The sequence below is a fragment of the Shewanella sp. 1CM18E genome (genome assembly GCF_023161665.1).
In the GTDB taxonomy this organism is placed as follows: Bacteria; Pseudomonadota; Gammaproteobacteria; order Enterobacterales; family Shewanellaceae; genus Shewanella.
In genome coordinates, this window is sequence record NZ_JALNTW010000005.1 from 226,283 (window position 1) to 245,843 (window position 19,561).

General features: G+C 44.8%; 19 protein-coding genes. 6 read left to right on the forward strand and 13 right to left on the reverse strand.

Features of this window, described 5'->3' with window-relative positions; genetic code table 11:
- Positions 1–55 precede the first annotated feature (55 nt).
- Entirely contained in the window at positions 56–1,378 is a 1,323-nt protein-coding gene (gene envZ / locus MSG37_RS09795) for a two-component system sensor histidine kinase EnvZ (protein ID WP_248470460.1), read from the reverse strand.
- Positions 1,379–1,395: 17 nt separating this feature from the next.
- Positions 1,396–2,121: a two-component system response regulator OmpR gene (gene ompR, locus MSG37_RS09800; RefSeq protein WP_220778309.1), complete on the reverse strand. Its 726-nt coding sequence runs from the start codon at positions 2,119–2,121 to the stop codon at positions 1,396–1,398.
- Positions 2,122–2,561: 440 nt separating this feature from the next.
- Here ompR and greB point away from each other — a divergent pair, with 440 nt between their 5' ends.
- Positions 2,562–3,041, forward strand: coding sequence for a transcription elongation factor GreB (gene greB, locus MSG37_RS09805; protein WP_248470461.1), 480 nt, complete (start codon positions 2,562–2,564; stop codon positions 3,039–3,041).
- 140 nt (positions 3,042–3,181) lie between these two features.
- The gene (locus tag MSG37_RS09810; protein ID WP_248470462.1) at positions 3,182–5,530 is read left to right on the forward strand and encodes a Tex family protein; all 2,349 of its coding nucleotides are present in this window, start codon (positions 3,182–3,184) and stop codon (positions 5,528–5,530) included.
- Between the two features lie 53 nt (positions 5,531–5,583).
- Here MSG37_RS09810 and MSG37_RS09815 read toward each other — a convergent pair whose 3' ends face one another.
- A complete protein-coding gene (locus tag MSG37_RS09815; protein ID WP_248470463.1) occupies positions 5,584–6,087 on the reverse strand; it encodes a hypothetical protein in 504 nt (167 codons plus the stop codon).
- 137 nt (positions 6,088–6,224) lie between these two features.
- On the reverse strand, positions 6,225–7,016 hold the full coding sequence (gene bioH / locus MSG37_RS09820; RefSeq protein WP_248470465.1) for a pimeloyl-ACP methyl ester esterase BioH: 792 nt from the start codon (positions 7,014–7,016) through the stop codon (positions 6,225–6,227).
- Between the two features lie 82 nt (positions 7,017–7,098).
- On the opposite strand from bioH, the gene MSG37_RS09825 reads away from it, so the two are divergent.
- The gene (locus MSG37_RS09825; protein WP_248470466.1) at positions 7,099–7,782 is read left to right on the forward strand and encodes a ComF family protein; all 684 of its coding nucleotides are present in this window, start codon (positions 7,099–7,101) and stop codon (positions 7,780–7,782) included.
- A 39-nt stretch (positions 7,783–7,821) separates the two neighbouring features.
- On the opposite strand, the gene MSG37_RS09830 is transcribed toward MSG37_RS09825, so the two are convergent.
- Complete coding sequence (locus MSG37_RS09830) at positions 7,822–10,362, reverse strand: M14 family zinc carboxypeptidase (RefSeq protein ID WP_248470467.1); 2,541 nt, start codon at positions 10,360–10,362, stop codon at positions 7,822–7,824.
- A 210-nt stretch (positions 10,363–10,572) separates the two neighbouring features.
- Here MSG37_RS09830 and nfuA point away from each other — a divergent pair, with 210 nt between their 5' ends.
- Positions 10,573–11,151 (forward strand): Fe-S biogenesis protein NfuA, encoded by a 579-nt coding sequence (gene nfuA / locus MSG37_RS09835; protein WP_248470468.1) that lies wholly within the window; start codon positions 10,573–10,575, stop codon positions 11,149–11,151.
- Between the two features lie 83 nt (positions 11,152–11,234).
- On the opposite strand, the gene MSG37_RS09840 is transcribed toward nfuA, so the two are convergent.
- Positions 11,235–12,569 (reverse strand): MATE family efflux transporter, encoded by a 1,335-nt coding sequence (locus tag MSG37_RS09840; protein WP_248470469.1) that lies wholly within the window; start codon positions 12,567–12,569, stop codon positions 11,235–11,237.
- An 18-nt stretch (positions 12,570–12,587) separates the two neighbouring features.
- On the opposite strand from MSG37_RS09840, the gene MSG37_RS09845 reads away from it, so the two are divergent.
- Positions 12,588–13,634: a polysaccharide deacetylase family protein gene (locus MSG37_RS09845; protein ID WP_248470471.1), complete on the forward strand. Its 1,047-nt coding sequence runs from the start codon at positions 12,588–12,590 to the stop codon at positions 13,632–13,634.
- Between the two features lie 35 nt (positions 13,635–13,669).
- Here the strand turns inward: MSG37_RS09845 and MSG37_RS09850 are convergent, their stop codons facing one another.
- The 5 genes from MSG37_RS09850 to MSG37_RS09870 all read right to left on the reverse strand — a co-directional run bounded on the left by MSG37_RS09850 (position 13,670) and on the right by MSG37_RS09870 (position 17,803).
- Entirely contained in the window at positions 13,670–14,296 is a 627-nt protein-coding gene (locus MSG37_RS09850; RefSeq protein WP_248470472.1) for an SCO family protein, read from the reverse strand.
- Positions 14,297–14,378: 82 nt separating this feature from the next.
- The gene (gene cyoE, locus MSG37_RS09855; protein ID WP_248470473.1) at positions 14,379–15,278 is read right to left on the reverse strand and encodes a heme o synthase; all 900 of its coding nucleotides are present in this window, start codon (positions 15,276–15,278) and stop codon (positions 14,379–14,381) included.
- A 67-nt stretch (positions 15,279–15,345) separates the two neighbouring features.
- Positions 15,346–16,329, reverse strand: coding sequence for a COX15/CtaA family protein (locus MSG37_RS09860; protein WP_248470474.1), 984 nt, complete (start codon positions 16,327–16,329; stop codon positions 15,346–15,348).
- A 12-nt stretch (positions 16,330–16,341) separates the two neighbouring features.
- Positions 16,342–16,884 carry a hypothetical protein gene (locus MSG37_RS09865; protein WP_248470475.1) on the reverse strand — a complete coding sequence of 181 codons (543 nt, stop codon included), beginning with the start codon at positions 16,882–16,884 and terminating at the stop codon, positions 16,342–16,344.
- 151 nt (positions 16,885–17,035) lie between these two features.
- Positions 17,036–17,803: an SURF1 family protein gene (locus tag MSG37_RS09870; protein ID WP_248470476.1), complete on the reverse strand. Its 768-nt coding sequence runs from the start codon at positions 17,801–17,803 to the stop codon at positions 17,036–17,038.
- Between MSG37_RS09870 and MSG37_RS09875 the strand changes: the two genes are divergently transcribed.
- On the forward strand, positions 17,802–18,020 hold the full coding sequence (locus MSG37_RS09875; protein ID WP_248470477.1) for a DUF2909 family protein: 219 nt from the start codon (positions 17,802–17,804) through the stop codon (positions 18,018–18,020). The genes MSG37_RS09870 and MSG37_RS09875 overlap by 2 nt on opposite strands.
- A gap of 5 nt (positions 18,021–18,025) precedes the next feature.
- Here the strand turns inward: MSG37_RS09875 and MSG37_RS09880 are convergent, their stop codons facing one another.
- Positions 18,026–18,907, reverse strand: coding sequence for a cytochrome c oxidase subunit 3 (locus MSG37_RS09880; protein WP_248470479.1), 882 nt, complete (start codon positions 18,905–18,907; stop codon positions 18,026–18,028).
- Positions 18,908–19,002: 95 nt separating this feature from the next.
- Positions 19,003–19,560, reverse strand: a complete 558-nt coding sequence (locus tag MSG37_RS09885) for a cytochrome c oxidase assembly protein (RefSeq protein WP_248470480.1) — start codon at positions 19,558–19,560, stop codon at positions 19,003–19,005.
- Between the last annotated feature and the right edge of the window lies 1 nt (position 19,561).

The window sequence follows — 19,561 nt, forward strand, 5'->3', positions numbered from 1 at the left end:
ATGGCATTAGGGTTACAAAAAAATTACAACAAACAGTGAATTAAACTCATCATTGTTATTCAATCGGCAACCAAACCTGAGCATGGAGTCCACCCTCGGTGCGGTTAGTTAAAATAACTTTACCTTGGTGCCTGTCTACAATTCGTTTGATAATCGCGAGCCCTAATCCCGAGCCTACGCTACCACGAGCAGTATCGCCTTGGGTGAATGGCTGAAACAGCTTAGGAATTTGTTCTTCTTTGATTCCAGGACCGTTATCTTCAACGCTAAATCCGACGAACTGACCATTAAACTGTGAGCTGATTTTTACCCAGCCGTTACCATAACGGTAAGCATTCTCGACTAAGTTACTGATCACCCGCTTAATGGCTATATCTTGCATGAGAATTGGCGGGCATTCGCTGAGCTCAGAATCAATTTTACCTTCTCGATTCGACTCCGCTTGAATCACATCTTGAATAAGATCATTGATTTGCGCCAACTCACGGCAACCTTCTTGATCCTGACGGATATATGAAATGAACTGGTTGATGATGGCATCCATATCTTCGATATCGTTAACAATACCGTCTTTAAGGTATTGATCTTCTTCAACCATCATTTCAGAAGCCAAGCGAATACGAGTTAGCGGAGTACGCAGATCGTGTGAGATCCCCGCCATCAACAATGCTCTGTCTTGTTCGAGTTGTTTCATGCTGTGAGACATTTGATTAAAGGTGTTAGTCACCTCAACGATCTCAGTCGAGCCGCTTAACGGTAGTGGTTTAGGGTAATCACCACGGGATACCGCGATTGCGGCTTTTTGTAGACGACGTAACGGTCGGTTTTGCTGGCGTGCAAACCACCAACCGCCGGCAACACTCAAGGCGCCAATCACCATTAAGTACAAAGTTAATGGAGATAAGTTCTTTTCATTTAAGCCTTTTAGCGGCACTTTAATCCAAATGGACGGCGCTTGAGGTGGACGGATCCAGATCTCGAACTCTTCACCTTGGGCAATGCGTACTTCTGCCTCGCCGCCTAAATATTCAGACATTTGTGAAGAGAGAAAACTGTAGTAAGTTGCTCGCTCAATACCGGCTTGCCGTGCTTGTTTTTGGTTATAAAAGTGCATGGTATCGTCGCTGACTTTAGCATTAAGTGCATCGACCATAGTTAAATGTTCGCGACCAATATCTACACCACCAACAAACAGTAGTTTCACTTGTCTGGCAATAAGCTGATTTATCTGTTGGTAGCTGGGTTTAATAAAGTAAACCGCTACCGAAATATAAGAAACCAGTTGGTTAGTCAGCAGCAAACAGCCAATCAGCATTACTGTTTGGCTAAAAGAGCTACGTGGCAGGAGTCGCTGCCACCAACGTCTAGTTAAAGGCATGTTTTATAATGACAATACTATTTACGCGATTGACCGTCAGGCACAAACACATAACCTAAGCCCCACACTGTTTGAATATAGCGAGGATTGGCGGCGTCTTTTTCAATCAGGCGGCGTAAGCGTGAAACTTGCACGTCAATAGAGCGCTCTAGGGCTGAATAGTCACGACCTCGGGCAAGATTCATTAGTTTATCGCGAGACAGTGGTTCACGAGGGTGGCTAACGAGTACTTTAAGTACGGCAAATTCACCACTGGTTAATGCAATACTCTCTTCGCCATGGTGCATTTCACGCGTTGCCAGGTTAAGCGAAAACTCACCAAAGGTGATCTCTTCTTCTTGCTGGGTCGGTGCGCCCGGAACTTCAGGCGTTTGGCGGCGCATAACTGCTTTAATTCGCGCTAAAAGTTCGCGCGGGTTGAATGGTTTTGGCAGATAATCATCAGCCCCAAGCTCTAGGCCGATTATTCTATCGACTTCATCGCCTTTAGCCGTGAGCATAACAATTGGGATAGGGTTACCAGTTTGCCGCAGACGACGACATATAGACAGTCCATCTTCACCGGGCAACATAAGATCTAACACAAGTAAGTGAAAATTCTCGCGTTCTAGCAAACGGTCCATCTGCTCAGCATTGGCTGCGCTACGTACTTGATAACCTTGCTCCATCAAGTAACGCTCTAGTAGTGCGCGTAATCTCATATCATCGTCAACAACGAGAATCTTTGAGGTTTCTTGTCCCATGCTTGTGGCCCCTTATTGCTATCAATATGCGCTTATGTTGTCGCTTATCTAGCTAATTTGTTATTAATCTTATGTACTTGCTTAATATAGCGTCTTTGCTAATTAAATGACTAGTGAGATTTCAATTAGTTCACTATCTAAGCATGAGTTAATTGAGAATAGAGTTTTAATGCTCTGAATTATAATGTTTTTTATAACGCATTGTGGCCCGTTAAATTGTAACAAATTTGCTGTTTTGTCGATTATCGGGGCAATAACGTAAATTTTGCTGAGCTCAGGGTTAAAAACTCAGTCTGCGATGAGATGTGAAACACGATAACTGAAGCGAGGCTTAGGCTTTGATTTCTAGTCTGTAGCGTGCAATTACGCTAGAGTAGAGCTAGCAGCCTCGGTTAAAATGCCGATTATTCCCGTTACCCTTAATATAGAAAGTAGACGCTATGAGAACCGCTATCGTAACCCGTGAAGGTTTCGAAAAACTGCAAAAAGAACTAAATTATCTTTGGCGTGAGCACCGACCTGAAATCACTAAGATAGTAAGCTGGGCCGCAAGTTTGGGTGATCGAAGCGAAAACGCCGATTACACTTTCAATAAGAGAAAACTGCGTGAAATAGACCGTAGGGTTCGTTATTTGCGTAAAACCCTAGAAAATGTGCAAGTTGTTGATTACTCGCCTGCGCAAGAAGGCAAGGTATTTTTTGGCGCTTGGGTTGAAATTGAAAACGATAATGGCGAGCAGTTACAGTTTAAGATTGTGGGATACGATGAGATTTTTGGCCGTAAAGACTACATCTCAATCGACTCTCCTATGGCGCGTGGTCTGCTCAAAAAAGAGGTTGATGACGAAGCAGTGATCAAGACCCCTGCTGGCGAGCAAGTTTGGTATATCAACCGCATCTCTTATCAAGGTTTTGAGTAGTTTCTCCAACTTATGTGACGCACACGCTGCGGTTTAGCGGCGTAATTAGCATAATTGTCTTAGTATTAGCATTAACCAAAGCCATGTGCTGTGGTATCTTTGGCAAATTCCCATTTATCAACTAGGCTCGACCTCTATTTATGCAGAATATTGCACAGCTCATCGCTGAAGAACTTAACGTTCGCCAGCAACAAGTTACCGACACTATTTCATTACTCGACGATGGTGCAACAGTACCCTTTATTGCTCGTTACCGTAAAGAAGCCACAGGTGGCTTGGATGACGCACAATTACGTACCTTAAGCAGCCGTTTAAGTTACTTACGCGATTTAAATGAGCGCCGTAATGTTATTTTGTCGAGCATTGATGCTCAAAGTAAGTTAACTCCTGAGCTGAAAGCTGCAATTAATGCCGCTGATAGTAAAACTCGCCTAGAAGATCTATACCTACCGTATAAGCCAAAGCGCCGTACTAAAGGCTTAATTGCTATTGAAGCAGGTATTGAGCCGTTAGCAGACTTTTTATTGGCGAATCGCCAAGCAGATTGTGAAACCGCAGCGGCTGAATATATCAATGCTGCGGCAGGTTTTAGCGACGCTAAAGCTGTGCTTGACGGTGCGCGTTTTATCTTGATGGAACGTTTTGCTGAAGACGCTGAGCTACTGCAAAAAATCCGTACTCAAGTAGAGCAAAATGCAGTACTTGAAAGCCGCATGGTAAAGGGTAAAGAAAAAGAAGGTGCTAAATTCAGAGATTACTTTGAACACTCTGAAAAACTAACCAAGGTGCCATCGCATCGTGCGTTAGCCATGCTACGGGGCCGTAATGAGGGCATGCTGAGCCTTAATATCAATGCGGATCCGCATCAAGATGCTAAGCAAGCCAGTTACTGTGAAGTGATTATTATCGAGCACTTTAAGCTTGGCCTTAGCGATTCTAACGTTGATGCTTGGTTAAAAACGGTTGTTGCGGCAACTTGGAAAGTGAAAATTGCGCTACAGATGGAAACTGAGTTTCTTGGACGTATGCGCGATGTTGCTGAGCAAGAAGCGATTAAAGTGTTTGCGCGCAACTTAGGTGATTTACTCATGGCTGCTCCTGCAGGCGCGAAAGCAACTCTAGGCTTAGATCCAGGTCTACGTTCGGGCGTGAAAGTGGCTATCGTTAACGATACGGGTAAGCTGATGGCGCACACCACTATCTTCCCACATGCGCCGCAAAACCAGTGGGATAAGTCAGTTAGAACCTTGGCAAACTTAGCTAAAATGCACAAGGTTGAGCTAATCGCTGTAGGTAATGGCACTGCATCACGCGAGACCGACAAGCTAGCGGCTGATCTTATCAGCCAAGTTAAAGCTGAGCTGCCAAGATTGACTAAAATTATGGTTAGCGAAGCAGGCGCATCTGTGTATTCTGCGTCTGAGCTTGCTTCTGAAGAATTCCCTGATATCGATGTATCGATCCGCGGCGCGGTGTCGATTGCACGTCGTCTGCAAGATCCATTGGCAGAGCTAGTTAAGATTGAGCCAAAAGCGATTGGTGTGGGTCAATACCAGCATGATGTTAGCCAAAGCCAGCTATCAAGCTCGTTAGAAGCGGTTGTTGAAGATTGTGTAAACGGTGTAGGTGTTGATGTGAACATGGCATCGGCAGCACTTTTAGCTCAGGTTGCAGGTCTCAATAAAACCTTAGCGCGCAATATTGTTGCTCACCGTGACGAGCAAGGTCGATTCAATAACCGTAAAGCCTTATTAAAAGTGGCACGCCTAGGGCCTAAAGCTTACGAGCAAGCCGCTGGTTTCCTACGTATTAGCGAAGGTGATAACCCACTGGATGCTTCTTCTGTGCATCCTGAAGCTTATGCTTTGGTAGAGTCTATCGCAAAAGCTAAAGGGGTGTCTGTTGCTGAAATTATCGGTAATACAGAGTTACTTAAAGCGCTTGAAGCAAAAGATTTTATTACTAGTGAATTTGGTTTACCTACGGTAACCGATATCTTGGCCGAGCTTGATAAGCCGGGACGCGATCCACGTGGCGAGTTTAAAACTGCGACCTTTAAAGAGGGCGTAGAAGAGATTAAAGATCTTAAGCTAGATATGATCTTAGAAGGCGTTGTGACCAACGTAACTAACTTCGGCGCCTTTGTTGATGTTGGTGTGCATCAAGATGGTCTAGTGCATATCTCGTCGATGACCGACAAGTTTATTGATGATCCGCACAAAGTCGTTAAAGCTGGCGATATCGTGAAAGTTAAAGTGATGGAAGTTGATGCTGAGCGCCGCCGTATTGGTTTAAGCATGCGCCTTGAAGATAAAGCGGGTGATGCGCCAAAAGTCGCGCCGCGCCCAAGCAATAATAAAGGTGGTCAACATAGTGCTAAAGGTGCTAACCAGCAACGACCGCAGCAAAAGAGCCACAAGCCTAAGCAACCTGCAAACGCCGCCATGGGTAATGCATTTGCCGATGCCTTTGCTAAGCTGAAAAAGTAATTTGGCGCAGCAACAAAAAAACCGACATTGATTGTCGGTTTTTTTATATCTAGTTATGCGGTTATTAGCAAATCAGGCTGGCTATTGGGCTCGGTACGTTGATGATAAAAAGCTTCAATGCGGGCGCCAAATGCTTGGTAAAATTGCAGTGTTTCATTAGGCATTGGATGTTTTGCCGGGACTGAGTCTTGAGTTGCTCCTTGCTGACCGGGCAATTTAATATCACTGCGCTTTAATGGTGCGCGTTGGCTCAGCAACTGCTTTAAATTAAGGGCTTGGTTTTGTTTTTGCTTTTCTTGGCTAGATCCCTGCCCCGATTGCTCTTGTTGAGACTGACCTTGCTGTTTTTCTTGAATAGACTCGCGCAATTTTGCTTGAGTCTGTGTTTGTTCTGCGGTGCGCTCATGTTGCGGGTTAAAGGCGCGTTCTTCATGGCCTTTAGTTGCTTGCTGTGGCGGAATGATAGGTGGTCGTTGCTGACTATCCGTGCGCGCAGAATCGGTTGCAGCATTAGTTGTTGCAATCGGCACGTTAGGATAGTTGGTAACCACTAACATTTAATCGGCCCACCTTATTAGATAATTAATATTTGCGTTTAAATATTAATCAATTTGGGCGTAAAAATAAACAATTAGTCGATCTTCAGCGGATCGAGCAGTAACCGCTAGGTTGCAGCCGTTGCATTTAGTTTTGGTTAGTCTGAGTTTTGACTTTTATAGCTCGCAGCACTGTTTAACCAAAGCTTATAGCCCTCGATAAATTCCTCTGTGTGGCTAATAAAGGGGGCATGAGAGGCTTTGGCCAGTATAACGTCTTGGCTATTTTCAAGTTGTGGCATGGCTTTAATTACTCGGCGTGGCACTAAGCCATCGAGTCTACCCCAAACTCTTAACCAAGGTTGCTTAATTGCAGCGACTTCTGCACGTAAATCCACGGATTCAAGCATAGCCAAGCCTTGGGCAAGTGCGCTTTGCTGCGCCGATGGGCGAGCAAGCACTAACTCACGTAATTGCTTAATATCGGCTTTTGCAGTTTGGCTACCCATAGCCTGAATTGCCAAGAAGCGCTCTACGGTTTTATCGAGATCTTTAGTTAATTGGCTGGCGAATTGCCCTAATACTTCAGGCGGGATCCCTGGCCAATCTTCACGGGCCATAAAGCAGGGTGACGAGGCTATGGTACATAACGCGCTCACTCGCTCAGGGTGATGAGCCGCGGCAAGTGTTGCCACTAGGCCGCCCAGTGACCATCCTGTCCAAATCGCAGTTTCTGGTACTTGTTGCATAATGGCCGCAAGCCAGTCTTGAATATCGCCTTCTACTGCTTGGCTATTACCAAATCCCGGCAGATCCACATAGTGGACTCTATACTCAGCTAAAGCATCATTTAATGGCGCAAATACCGCGCTGTTAACACCCCAGCCATGGAGGATGACGAGATCTGGGCCTTGGCCAATTGATTCAATGTGCAGAGGGTGTTGATTCATATCGATCTCGTTGGCTTGTACTGATAATTTGAAAAGGACTTCATCTATCAACAACATGTTTAGTAATAGATGGCTGGCGGCTATGTTACCCAATCGCTGTTTGATGTGCCATCAACATATCTTCACTGCCCTGCGCGGTATTTGTGGCGTGTGTTTACCTGCTTGCTGTTATCAAGGCGATATTTGCTTAGGTTGCGGCAGGCAAATTCAGCTGCCAATGGCGTTTTGTGGCAAGTGCATGCTTACTAGTAAGTTAAAAATTGTAGCTCCTTGTAGTTACCATCAAGGGTTAGGGCATTGGGTTGGCCAGATTAAGTATCAGGCGCAATTTGCGGTTATTGATGTGTTAGTTGATGCATTAATTGAGCGGATTAATTATCTCATTCGCATAGACTGTTTAACGTTGCCACAGGCTTTAATCGCCGTGCCATTGCATAAACAGAGATTGCAGCAGCGCGGTTTTAATCAGGCTTGGTTAATTGCTAAGGCGCTATCGACTCGCTTGAATATTCCGCTATTAGATGACTGTTTGATACGAACTCGAGCGACTGAACCGCAAGCGGGATTATCGGGTAAGCGGCGACGTAAAAACTTACTTAATGCGTTTGAGTTAGTGACTGAAATTAACTTGCAACGTATTGCTTTGATTGATGATGTGGTAACAACAGGCACTACGGTAAATGAAATCGCTAAGTTGTTTATGCCGACTCATACTCAAGTGCAAGTTTGGTGTTTGGCTCGAGCCGAAGCACCAAATTGCAGTTAATAATACAGAGTTGCTCTCTAAGTTAATGCAAGTGGATGGCTAATTTAACGCTGGGATAAAATACAGCGCGTTAGCGTAGACTTTTTCACTACCTAACCAGATATTTCTAAACAGCAAGTTATCTGCAATCGCCACTACAGCGCCCTTATTGCGAGACTCAACAATAATCGCAGGCGAATTACTAAAACTGCTCTGGTACTCTTGGGCTAAATAGCCACTTAACAAAGGCTTTGATGTGTACTTAGCTGCAACACTGAAAGGGCCATTGGTTTGTGAAAAGCCGATCACTTTGTTTTTCAAAATAGGCAGTCTATCGCCATTGAGGCCAAAGTTGATTGGGTGGCTAGGGTCGAGTTTTAGTTCGAGTATTGCCCCACCTATGGCTTGCTTAGCTTTAAAAGCTGACTTTTCATCGAAGGTAAGCCCCTCGGCATCAAATAGTTGCTTATAAAAGCGGTCGCTACGTAAATTGTTTTTGAGTAAGTTAGATTTCTCGAGCCAATTTAGTGCACCTTTTTGGGCGATAACTACGCCGCCCTCACTGGTAAACTGACCTAGCTTACGTGCAAAGCGCTCATCTAAGGTTTGGTAGCGGCCATCGGCCAGTAATACGTGGCTGTAATCGCTAAGTTTGATTGAAGCGAGTTGGTTAATATCCACTAAAGTCGTGGCGACACCTAAAACATTGTCGAGATAATACCAGAGCTGGCCAACTTCAGAGGTTGAGGTACCTTTACCACTAATTAGCAGCGGCTTAATTGGCTTAATTAACTCAAAGTCTGGGCTACCAAGATCAATACCACTGCTTGCAGCACTGGTGTTTACTGCAACGACATCGACTTTCAGTTTGTTCGCGAGTTGAGCGACTAGCTTACTAAGCTCGCTTGCCTTGTAGCCATCTTGTTTCAACGGGATTTGTAAGGTGCCAGCGACAAAATCTAGGTCTTTATTTTTGACCTGCATGCTAAAGGGTTTAGCGGCAAACTTGACCAATATATCTTGTTCAAGCAGTTGTTGTAGCAATAGCGTAGCCTGACTTTGGCGCCAATCAATCAGCAAAGCAACTGCACCAGTACTAAAACTTGCTGGAGTAAGTGCTGGTGGAGTTTGGCTCAGTACACTGAGTTCTAGCTTTACATTGCGGCGCAAAGTTAACCCAAAAGCGTATTGTAGATTCCAAGTGGAAATATCATAAAAAGTCGGGTCGATATACTCAGTTCTATCGTCAAACATAGCTTCTAGCAGCGATGACTGGGCCTGCTTATTGGGAATAAAAATACTATTGTTTACAGCAAAATCCAGCCCGCCTTGTGAGAGCGTGTGGGTAAGGTAGTAATACTCAATTTTATGTTGAGATAACAATGCTGTAAGCGCATCAATTCGGCCGCTATCGTTATCAGCACTGAGTAGCAGCCCCGCTTGACGCGGTTTCTTTTTAACGGCCTTTTGGTGTTTGTTTTTAAAGAAATCCGCTTGATATTCTTCTAGCTCAGATCTTAACGCTAATGCGCCTTTAAGGCTGGAAATCGAAGTCGCATATTGGTTATCTATCGCTTCTTGAAAGGTTACTAAGCCATTAACGGAATCTTGTTGCTGGCCGCGAGCACTTGCTTGCTCAAACAGCACTCCTACAGCGCCATTGATATCGGGATAGGTAGAGCCTTTACCATAGAAAAAGTCATCAAACAGCTGGCGACTAAAATAGCGTTGCTTTTTATCATCCAATTCTGCTTGATGATAAGCGGCAAGCTTGGTGGTGATTTTCTGGTTTGCTTTCGATGTTAGTGGGTGAGTGCGCTCTGGTACCCCTGGCTGGAAGAAGTAAGTTTGGTTGTGGCCCATTTCATGAAAATCACCCACATAATGCGGCTGCCAGCGGTGAAATAACGCTACTCGCCCTTGAGATTCAGGGTGGCGCAAGAACAGCCAGTCTCGGTTTAAGTCGGCAAGGTAGTGATTACTTCTGCCACTTGGCCAGCCTTGCTTATGTTCTTTATGGTTGGGGTCGCTAACGGCAACTTTACCGGCATAGCCGTTGGCCCAAGTTGAAAAACGGTCAAAGCCATCGGGATTTTGTGTTGGTGTAATGAGGACGACTGCGTTATTAAGGAGTTCTTTCACCCACTTTTCTTCGCTAGTGGCTAACATATGGCTCAGTTTTAAGGCGCTGTGGGCGCCGCTACTTTCATCACCGTGGATTGAATAAGCCAGCCAGATCACCATTGGTCCTTGTTGCTCACCTTGGTATTTAACTTGTTGACGCTGAGCTAAGATTTCATCGAGCTTGGCTTGGTTTGCACTGGAGGTGATAACCGCTGTTAATTGTTGGCGGGCTTCGTGGCTTTGGCCGGTATTTTCAATCGAGACTCTGGGGTTTTCGCTGGCTATTTGTTTGAGGTAATAATTGATTTGGTCATGACGCAACAAGCGCTCGCCAAGTGGATAACCTAAAAATGCTTCAGGGCTGGTTGTGGTCACACCGTAGAGCGGGTTATCGGTTAAGCGCGTCTTTTTTGCGTCGGCGAAAAAAGCGGGCAAGATCAAAAAAGCGCATAAAAAAACAAGACCAATTTTAGACATGGAGTTTTTCGTTATATTTATAATATTGTTGTTAAATTAACAGCTCGAGCGCGACAAAACCACTCTAGGGTATGATAAAAAACTGTGATCTGATTGGTATTTATTATTAATCTGTGAGCCTTAGGGGCTACAAAGGAATGCAGAGTAAGAGTATTATAGGGTTAATTCTTACTAAAACACTCAGGTTTATTCCTGACGGAGCATGTTTTCATGATTACCATTTCCGAAGCAGCTCAGGCGCATTTTGTTAAATTGTTATCAGATCAGCCTGAAGGAACTCACATTCGAGTATTTGTTATCAGCCCTGGCACTGCGCAAGCTGAGTGTGGCGTGTCATATTGTCCACCAGACGCGGTTGAAGCTGATGACACAGAATTAGAATTCAACGGCTTTAATGCCATGGTTGACGAAAAGAGCGCTCCTTTCCTTGAAGAAGCGACAATCGACTTTGTTACCGACCAGCTTGGTTCACAGCTAACACTGAAAGCACCAAACGCTAAAATGCGCAAAGTGTCTGACGATGCATCACTACAAGAACGTATTGAGTATGTTATCCAGTCTGAAATCAACCCACAGCTAGCAAGCCATGGTGGTAACATCATGCTAGTTGAAATCTCTGAAGACGGCATCGCTGTACTGCAGTTTGGCGGTGGTTGTAACGGTTGTTCTATGGTTGATGTAACGCTAAAAGATGGTATCGAGAAGCAACTTCTTGATATGTTCCCAGGCGAGCTAACTGGCGTTAAAGATGTAACAGAGCATCAGCATGGCGATCACTCTTACCAATAATTGCTAACCGCAATTGGATTAAGTGATTCAAATAAAAACGCGACCTAAGGTCGCGTTTTTTTATGGCGGTATTTAGTCGTTACTTAATGGCTAAGCGTTAGCCTTAATCTAAACCAGTAATGCAAAGATAGTGATGCACTGCGAGCGAGCATAAAGCAGCTCATTGCCGCCCATAAGGCGAGATTGCCATGTTCTGACAGCAAGTACCACACAGGGAAGAACACGCCGAAGGTTGATAAAATCATACTGTTACGCATCACTTTACCTTTAGCTGCGCCAATATAGACCCCATCAAATAGATAAGATCCAAAAGCCAGCAGCGGTAAGAATACCACCCAGATAAGGTACTGCTCTGCAACCGCTTGTACTTCGCTAATACTGGTGAGCATAGAGATAATCTGTGAGCCACCAACAGCAAAAAACAGCGTAAAACAGAGCGCAGCAATCGCTGACCAAGCCCAAGCAAGTGTTACAGATTCTTGCATTAATTGGCTATTTTTCTGGCCATAGGCGCGGCCGACTTCGGCCTCCGCATAATAGGCTATACCATCTAAAGCGTATGAAATAAGCATCAAGAGATTGAGCAATACCGCATTGGCTGCCACTGTGTTATCGCCAAGACCTGCGCCGTAAAAAGTCATAAAGGCAAACGATAACTGCAGGCACAAACTGCGTACAAAAATATCGGCATTTAGGCTGATTAGCTTAGCGTAACTTTGTAATGATAGTTGCTTAGCAACCGCAAATAGTTTGAATCCACCGAGCTTATTAAGCTGACCGCGAACCATAGTTAGTGCAACTAAAAAGCCTGAGATATCAGCAAACACAGATGCTAAACCTGCACCTTTTACGCCCCAACCAAGCACCAATACAAACAATACGTCGAGAACGATATTGACTAAGTTGGCAATGATTAGCTGCCACATAGCGGCTTTGGGTTGCTGACGTCCAAGAAGCCAGCCGAGCATCACCAAGTTCATTAGCGCAAATGGCGTAGACCAGATCCTGACTTGGAAATATTCACGGCAGTAGCGCTCAACTTCCACGCTGGCGTCTGACATCGCCATGGCCAAATTTAAAATTGGCGTTTGCAGCGCAATGGCGGCTATACCAAACATTAACGCTAAGCTAGCGGCTTGTACTAACAGTTTAAATTGCTGCTGGGTATCGTCGGCGCCATAGGCTTGCGCGACTAATCCTGTGGTTGCCATGCGTAAAAATCCAAGCAACCACAAAATTAAGGTTATAATCGTTGACCCAACTGCCACACCGCCCAAATAATAGGCGTTACTAAGGTGTCCAACAACGGCAGTGTCAACCAGCCCTAATAGCGGCACCGTGATATTTGATAAAATCATCGGTAGCGCAAGAGCGAGTAATTGACGATTTTTTTGTGGGTTTAACAATAAGGCAATCATTTTAGAGGTCTAATATTTATGGTTAAAAACGTGTTGCTAGCGCTGTTAGCGCTGACAGGTTTTTCGGCTCACGCAGCGGTGATCCTTCAATATCATCATGTTTCGGATAGCACGCCTGCGGTTACAAGCGTAACACCAGCTCAATTTAAAGAGCAGATGCAATATCTAGCGGACAACAACTTTAATGTTGTGCCACTTTCAACAGTTGTGGAGTCTATTAAGGCAAAGAAAACACTGCCACAGAAGACAATCGCGATTACGTTCGATGATGGATATCGCAGCATTGCAAATACTGCTCATCCTATTTTAAAGCAATATAATTTCCCCTACACGCTTTTTGTCTCGGTTGAGCCAATTCAAAAAGCTTATGGTGAAATGATGAGTTGGCAGCAACTGGTTACCTTATCTAAAGAAGGTGCTGAAATTGCTAACCATAGTTGGAATCATGAGCATTTAATTCGTAAAGAAGCTAGTGAAACAGACGCGCAATGGCTAGCGCGTATTGAAGACAACATTTTGCGCACTGAAGCTGAGATCGTTAAAGCGACAGGGCAGAACTTAAAAATGCTGGCCTACCCGTATGGCGAATACAATCAGCAAATTGAAGCCATGCTTACTAAGCACGGTTTTGTGGCTTTTGGTCAGCAATCGGGAGCGGCAGGTCCGTATTCACCGTTAACGGCGTTGCCACGTTTTCCTGTGGCGGGTGTATATGCTGATCTTAATAGCTTAAAGGTGAAACTTCATAGTTTGAATATGCCAGTTATTGCACAAACCAATAGCAATCCACAGTTGGCGCAAGGCGAGTGGCGACCAGAAATCAAAGTAACCTTAGATATGAGCGATATTAACGCATCGCAAGTGATGTGCTTTATTCAAGGGCAAGGTGCTAAAAAGCCAAACTGGATTAGTGATAACCAATTTAGTATTCAGGCTGAATTAGATCTACCAGCAGGTCGCTCACGCTATAACTGTACCGCTCCGAGTAAAACAAAGGGCAGTTACTACTGGTTTTCACAACCTTGGGTGAGACCAAAATCTAACGGCCAATGGATAGCCGAGTAATAGATTGAATCAAAGCGCCTATTTAGGCGCTTTTTTTAACTCGAATATTTGGCGATTATTGCATTAACGTCATGAATTAAATCGCTGTTTTTTATCTGTGGCAGTAGGCCTGCAGAATGCGATTTGGGTTTGATAATTGCGATCTTTTCTCCTTGAGGAGAGACCAGAGCAAACGACGCACTATGGTCAACTTGGTAATCAGGACCATCTCCCACCATGGCGTAAACAAAGCCTAAGCTACGGGTGACCGGAAAAAGCTGCTTGTGCTCTCCGGTGACCGCAATAAAGTCTGGATTAAAGAACTTCATGTAGCTTTCTAGTTTACTGGTGCTGTCACGTTCAGGGTCGACCGACATAAAAATAACTTGTACATCAGACTCTTGATTTAAACTTGCGTAGGCTGATGTGAGTTTGCCCATAGTGGTAGGGCAAACGTCGGGGCAGGAGGTGTAACCGATAAAAAACAGGCTCCATTTCCCCTGTAGATCCGCATTACTAAAGCTATTGCCGCGTTGATCGGTCAAGGTAAATGGCGCTAAAGGTTGCGGTGTTGGGTATTCAAAACTTGTTTGCAACTTTAGAGGTTGTTGGCTGAGCTGTACGCTGGCGTAGGCGCCTGCGGCAATGAGAAAAATGGCTGCAATAATCCAAGTGAACTTCATCTTTTATCCCCTTTTACTTTATTTTGCATCGCTTTCGCTCGCCTACGTTCAGTAGTTAATAACTCAAGGCTGTGCTTGTTAGTTAAATATAGTGATCAACCAATAACACCAAAAACAGCAGCATTAAGTGGTAGATCGAAAACTTAAATACATCCATCGCTAAACCTGGTTTTTCATGGTACTTAAGCTGCCACGCTTTATAGATAAAGCCTGCACTCAGCAGTGTTGAGCCCACAAGGTAAACTGGGCCGCACATGCCAACAAGCACCGGCAGTAAGCACGCGATGGCGAGTAAAATGGTGTATAAAAAAATACAGGTTTTTGTGAACTCAACACCATGGGTAACCGGTAGCATAGGGATATCGACTTTGGCGTATTCAGTTTTACGATGAATTGCTAGCGCCCAAAAGTGTGGCGGTGTCCAAGCAAAAATAATGATAACGAGCAGTAGCGCATTACCGTGAAACTCACCAGTTACCGCAGTCCAGCCAAGTAGTGGCGGCATCGCGCCAGCAAGCCCACCCACCACAATGTTTTGCGGCGTTGCGCGCTTCAAGTAAGCGGTATAAACCACGGCGTAGCCAATTAGGCTAGCAAAGGTTAGCCAAGCGGTTAGCGGGTTTACTAGGGCGTATAGAATAATAAAACCTAAGATCCCCAAGCCAAACGAAAACGTTAATGCCTTGGTAATTGACACTCGGCCTTTAGGTAGCGGCCTGTTATAGGTGCGCGCCATTAAGCCATCAATACGGCGATCAATAAGGTGATTAAAAGCGGCTGCAGAACCTGCCATCATGCCAATACCTGCCATTCCTGCTAATAAAGGTGTTATCGGTACTGCACCGGGTACTGCTAAGCACATGCCGACTAAAACCGTTAATAGCATTAGCGCGACGACTTTAGGTTTGGTCATTTCATAGTAGGCGCGCCACTGAAATATTGAACTTGCTGGGTTTCTAGGTAGTGCGATTGGTTTAGCCATAATTGAAACCTCTCATCATCGGTTGCACGTTAGTGTGGGCGTTAGTCGTTGTCATTTATTTGCCCTCCTATGCTTTACGCCATAAGGCGTAGTTAATAAAAACTAAGGTCAAAAGCAGTAAGGCCGCTCCGCCATTGTGAGATACGGCAATGCCAAGTGGTAAATGCAGAACTACATTGCTGATCCCGAGTATGACTTGCAGTACCACTAGGGCTATCAATAACCAAGCGGCGTTACGCATAATGCTTGAACTCGCAGTGCGAATAAGCTTAAAAGCAAGATATAACAGCATGATGCTAGTGATGACAGCGCCAATACGGTGAGCAACATGAATGGTCATGCGGGCTGAGTAATCTAATACGCCAAACTCAAAGCTAGGGTGATCGCCCTGAAAAGGTGAGAATGCATCGGCGAAATTAAGGTTATCGACCCAGTTCCCCTCACAAATCGGTAGAGTGGTGCAAGCAAGCGCTGCGTAATTTGATGAGGTCCAGCCGCCTAAGATGATTTGTAGCAGTAACACTCCAATACAGATTGCAGCTAATCCTGCTAGTTTGCGGGCCCGAGGATCGCCTCCGGGGATCCGCAGCGGTTTATTACGTAAGTACAGTAACAAGAGTAGTGAAAATAGGGCAAAGCCACCGAGCAGATGCGCCATCACAATAATCGGCATCAGCTTCATGGTGACTGTCCACATACCTAAAGCAGCTTGAAAGATAATCAGTGCGGCAATAAACATAGGTAATTTTTTGGGGGCGTCTTGGCTTTTAAGGCTGAGCACTAAGATAAGCAATACTAACAAGCCCAAAGTACCTGCAATGTAGCGGTGGATCATTTCTAGCCAAGCTTTATCGGCTTCTACTGTATGACCTGGAAAGTTCTGCTGAACTTGGTTTAACTCGTGCGCTGCTGTGGGAACTTTGAGTAAACCATAGCAGCCTGGCCAATCTGGGCAACCAAGCCCAGCGTCAGCTAGTCGAGTGTAAGCGCCCATTAAGATAACGCAGAGGGTAAAGACTAAGGTGATTTTCAATAACGAATTAATCTGCATAACAGGCCTTCCTTATCCTATTCGCGACAACTTCAGCAGCTTACGTAGGTCAGCGACTAAGGCTTTGCCTTGCATAATTTGTGCTTGGTGATCGCTAGCAACGGGATAGCTCATGACTAAACTGCCCAGAGGGTCAACAATCACTAGCTGTTGTTGATTAAGTAACTGGCTAAGCTCTGCAGATGGTGTGGCAGTAACAAAATCGAAGCCGGTTAATGCTGTGGTATCGCTTTGCTGATTAACCATAATGATGGTGTGCACTCGGTCTTGATTACGACCAAGGGCTGTATGGCTTTGCTGTAAGATGTAAAGTCTATCTTCACAGGTGGCATCGCAATGGCTAGGTAATTGATATAAAAGTTGCCACTCTTGGGGCTGAGGATTAGCCATCGCTAGATTGGAGTAGCTGACGCTCTCTAATAGTTGGCCTTTATTGGTTGCACCGCCGTTATAGAGATCAAAACTCAATACTAGTTTGGCTGCGACAACAGGCAGCAAGAAAGCCAGTAATAGTAATACGAGTGTTTTTCTACCGCTCTTTTGTGGGGAGTTCATTGCCGCTCCTCTTGCTTGATTGAATCTCTGTATAACTAACGCTTAAACAGCGTTTATAAGTTAAATACTTGAGATTGCTATGCATCAAAATGATTGATTAACATTAAGCTTCCCGGAACGGCTAGGTCGCTTAATTTCTAACCTACAGTGTCTATCTATCGTTGGCAATAGCCTTATTGCTTTGTTCTCTATCAGATTTTTTTAGCTTTCGAAATAACAGGTAACCCATCAAGATTGCAAACACTAACGCCATAGAAAACCATTGCACGGCATAGCCGTGGTGCTTTTGCGACGACAAAGGAATGGGTTGCCACGGGTGAGGGTAGGCATTATCCAAATTGTTTGGTTGCAATACAGCTGTTGCTAAAGGTTGACCTATTAATTGCGCTAGTTGGGGCAAGTTAAGGTTTTGCATGCGTGTAGGCTGTCCCTCTTCTGCCATTAGCTCAGAGCTCATTGGGTTTAACTGCTTTTGGTAAACTCGTCCCTGTAAATTCAGTGGGCTACTTATAGGGCGAACTTGAGGTAGCTGGGAGCGGTCTAAACTCGCAGCAACAAAGCCAAGCTCAACTAGCAGCCAAGGCTGAATATCGCTGACTTGTAGCGCTTGATAGGCTAAATAACCCACGCGGCCGTTATAAACCTGATTATCGAGTAAAAAGATATTGCTGGATTTAGGCGTAACCGCTACTTGCAGTTTATATCCTGTTAGTGGCTCATCTTGTGGGTGATTAAGTAAATCTGTATAGCTGAGTACCGATGAAGATTGCCTTGCTGTTAACTCTTGCTGCCACGCGGCTTTATATTGTGCTCGCTCTAGCTGCCAAAAACCTAACTTGACCAAAATCGAAAACACCATCACAGTAGAAAGTACAATAAACAACCAAGCAAGATTCAATTTAACGCGGGGATGCGCCATGTCGGTTTTGTTTATCTTTAAAGTCGTCTTAGTATTATTACTGCTATTCATACTGTTTAATTTGGGGCGAGCCTTATTTATTATGGTGAAAGGGCAGGGAGATGCCCCAATGAGTCAATACCTAGGTCGGCGTGTGTTGTTCTCTGTGCTGGTGGTGCTATTACTTATTGTGGCGCTGGGGACTGGAGTCATCACACCTAACTCCAGACCCTATTAATGGGCTTAAAGTACGTAAACAAAGATAAATAGGCATAACCAAACCACATCGACAAAGTGCCAATACCAAGCGCCAGCTTGGAAAGCAAAATGCTTTTCTGGGGTGAAATGCCCTTTTAACACTCTAAAAAACAACACAATTAAAAACACAGTACCTAAGGTAACGTGCATGCCATGAAAGCCTGTTAATAAGAAAAAGGTATTACCGTAAACGCCAGAATCTAGCGTTAGCCCCATCTCTTGATAAGCGTGCACATACTCTTCAACCTGTAAGCCTAAAAAGGCGATACCCAGTAAAATAGTAAGCCCTAGCCAAACAGTTAATGCTTTGCGTTTACCAGTCTCTAAGCCTACGTGAGCAAAGTGCAGGGTGACGGAAGAGGTGAGTAGGATCAGCGTGTTATAAAGCGGTAATCCCATCCAACCCATAGCTTGCGTTGTTGTGCCATCAGGCGTTGTGACTAAGGGCCAAACGGCTTCAAATGTTGGCCATAACACTTCATTGGTCATGGCATTATTTGATGCACCGCCTAACCAAGGCACAGCAATCATACGGGCATAAAACAGTGCGCCAAAAAACGCCGCAAAGAACATGACTTCTGAAAAGATAAACCAGCTCATACCTTGCCTAAATGAGCGATCCATCTGTTTTGAATACAGCCCTGCCATAGATTCGGCAATTACCGCTCTAAACCAACCGAAAATCATAAAGATGATCACCGCAATACCGGCCAATAAAATGATGCCGCCACTGCCTTCTTGGCTATTGAGCTCGGATACATAACTCCCCGCACCGAATGCGATTAGGAACAGGCCTATTGCACCAATTATCGGCCAGGCACTTTGTTCGGGGACGTAATAATTTTCGTGTTTATTTTCAGTTGTCATGTTGTCGCTCCTGCGCACCAACGTTTTTGAAAACAACAGAGCTGTTAAGGCCTATATCATAGTGTTGGTTATATTCATTTATCATCTTGCTGCTCCTATTCTGCAGCATTATCGACATAGCCTTTGTCGGTAATGTTGTAGAGGGTATAAGAGAGGGTCAAGGTTGAAATTGAATCCGGTAATTCAGGATCCACAAAAAAGATCAGTGGTAGATCGGCTTGGGCATTGGCCTTTAATACTTGCTGGTTGAAACAGAAACACTCGGTTTTATTAAAGTATGCTGCGCCTTGGCCAGGAGAAACTGACGGAATCGCCTGACCTATAAGGTGATCTGCAGATAAGTTACTTGCCACAAAGTGGGTACGGATAAGCTCACCGGGGTGAACCTGCATGGTATTGACCTGCGGAGTGAACGTCCAAGGCATATCGCTTTGTACTTGCGATACAAACTCCACAGTAATGGTTCTGTTTTCATCTATCATGACGGGCTGATAAACACTTGCTGTGCCTTGGGGTTTGCCATTGATCCCCAAAGCATCGCAAAGCACGTCATATAAAGGCACTAGCGCAAACCCAAAGCCAAACATGCCCAGCGCGCTAAGAATTAGCAGGCTGATCAGCTTTTTATTGGACTTACGCTTTAGCTCAGTCATG